Source organism: Algoriphagus sp. (assembly GCF_024642405.1).
Classification (GTDB): Bacteria; Bacteroidota; Bacteroidia; order Cytophagales; family Cyclobacteriaceae; genus Algoriphagus.
Genome location: NZ_JAHEBC010000464.1, coordinates 1 through 2,645, shown reverse-complemented (window position 1 = coordinate 2,645; position 2,645 = coordinate 1). Strand labels below are relative to the sequence as shown.

Below are 2,645 nucleotides of genomic sequence, written 5' to 3'. Positions count from 1 at the left end.
GCTTCATCTTAGCAAAGTAATTTTCTTTATACTCTGCTGAAGTTTCAGCATAAGAGAACGCTTTAGAAAATTGCTCTATAAAATTCATTGTTTGCAGTTGAGATTTAGCACCATCAGTACTCCCTGATGAAAATGCTGATGAAATTCCCTGATACCTCGATTCAACTGCTTCAATTTGTTTATTTATTTGATTGATCTTATTACTGATATCTGTTCGTATTGTCAGATCATTTGTAGAACTCAAAGAAGAAACAAATTTTAACTTTTCCTTATTCCAATACTCAATGTCTTTAACATATTGTTGATTGATTTTTTGAGCAAAAACTTCATCTGGAACATTGGCATAATTATATACACCATCAATCTCCATTTGTCTAAAATCTGCAACACTCAATCCTGCATTTAAAGCTTGAGCAATTCGTTCTGGAGGGATACCTTTATATTGATCTCTCACTGTAGCATCTTTAATAATAAGGTTTCCATTTTTGTCTTGACCAAAAGCTTCTTCTGTGATGGTTGAATCTGGAACAAGAGCTTTAAAAACTTCTACAGCATGGGATTTATAGTCAGAATATTGTTCATAACCATAATCAAATGTCTGATTGACATCTTCACTATTTAACCATTCTGAACTTTTAAGTTTAAACATGTGATCATTTCCTGGACCACCTTTTCCAGCTTTATTAGCTTCTTCCATCTCGGTAACTCCTTTGCGATATTTTTGAGTGGAGCGTACTGCATTGATCACATTTTGATCCTTAGTAACTTGACTTGTCATTCCTGATACCGCATTCACTAATTGAAAGTTTGAAAAATCTCCTGCTGCAACACTCTTTAATTGATTTCCAACATGATTCATTTTAGCTTGTAGATATTTCCTATCTATTCCTCGAATTACATCCAATCCTGCAATTTGATCAATGCTAGTTTGTATTCTTTCAACACCCAAATCAAACTGCTGTTGCTTACCCATTCCCACTTCAACCATTTGTTGAATTGGTTGCTGTTGGATATAGGGATTAAATTCAGGTAAATTAGTATCAGTGTAAGAAGCCATTTGATTGAGATTTATTGGTTAATAAATTTAACACTGTAGGTTATGATTGACAAATCTATTTGAAAGATAGCATAACCAAAATTGTTAAAAATAAATATAGGTAAGAGCTAATAACTCTTACCTATATCAAATTTAGTTAGAGTTAATTTTATAATCCTTTGAAGGATTTAATAAATGTTCCATTTTTTGCAGTGGTAGTATTTGCTGTAGTGCTTGCATCACTTCCATTAATTGGTACATATAAAGGATTTCCATATTGATCTTTTGGAACATTATTGAAATCAGGAATATTATATTGCACTGGACCATTCCAGTTTATAGCTCTACCTCGATTGTCAAATCTATAGTTGTACATATTTTCATATGTTTGAAGAGTTTTTCTTGCAAGCTTATCTTGAAGAATCTTACTAGAAATAGAGTCAAGTGCACGTTGTGTACCAATTTTAGTATTTGATGCTGCTGTTGCTTGTTTTTCATTTTGTGAGGCAATTATTCCAAGATTTTTGTATTGCGCATCATTCAATCTATCAATATTACTATTATAAATTTGGTTCTCAATTCCTTGATTTACTCTAAATTCTTCAGCCCCAATTTTTTGATTGGCAGCATACTTTTGACTAGCCATAGCTGAAAGTGCAGCAGGATTATAACCCACTTGTCTTTCAATATTTCTAAAATCAGAAGTATTTTCATTTCTCATATCTTGAAATGAAACATTGTATGGAGACTTTAATTGAGGGTTATACTTTTCTGCTGGAACAGCAACCTCATGATTAGAAGCCAAGAATGCTCGCTCTCCCATTGTTTGTAAAGGATCAAGTTCCATTGCATCAGAAGGTCTGATATATGGTAAGACTTGATTAAAAGCATCCATCACCTTACTTCTTTTATATCCCTCATCTTCAATTGGAGTAACTACTCCTGCTCTCTTTTGTCCTAAAGCATTTACTTTTGCCTCATTGATTTGAGTATCAATTTTTGGAATTCCAAAAAATCTTAAGTTTGCTTCTTCTTCTGGTAAACTTGATCCAATTAACTCATTGTAACTTTTTACACCATCTTTTAAAACAACTTTAGCTCTATTAGGAGCAATTCTTAAAAATTCATTTTGAAAGAAATCAAAATCAGATTGTTTTTTAGTACCTCTAGCAAAATTAGCCAACTGTGTTAATTTGGCAATATCGCTCGCTGATAGAACTTCCAATCCACTCTCATCTACTTCATGTAGTCCATTTTGAGCTTTTTTGAACATTCCATTCTTAGCCTGATTGACTTGTGCATCATTCAGTTTCAAATATTCAGCAGCTTCATTAAGTGACTCTTGAAGCATTCCAGCTTTTTCTTTTCGATCAGCAGCAATTTCGGATTGAGCAGTTAGACCTTCGGCATTCACCCTTATAGTACCAAGAGCTAGTTTATCAAATGTGGTAATTGGTGCTATCTCAGAAGCTCTTTCTAAATTCTTAGCCATTGCTTTGTTTATTTTTTTTTCATCTTTCACCACTTTACCAACATAATTTTCAAAAGTTATATTTTGAGCTCGCTCGTCTCCTATAAAATCTTTGAACAATTTTGGTATTTTTCTTTT

2 protein-coding genes are annotated in these 2,645 nt (G+C 32.8%); both read right to left on the bottom strand.

Annotation, left to right across the window (positions count from 1 at the left end):
- Nucleotides 1-1,057, bottom strand: a 1,057-nt coding sequence (locus tag Q0L68_RS19390; protein ID WP_296705898.1) for a hypothetical protein, incomplete at its 3' end; no start/stop codon positions are given.
- Nucleotides 1,058-1,205: 148 nt separating this feature from the next.
- Nucleotides 1,206-2,645 (bottom strand): hypothetical protein (locus Q0L68_RS19385; protein WP_296705897.1); only part of this gene is annotated, 1,440 nt, incomplete at its 5' end.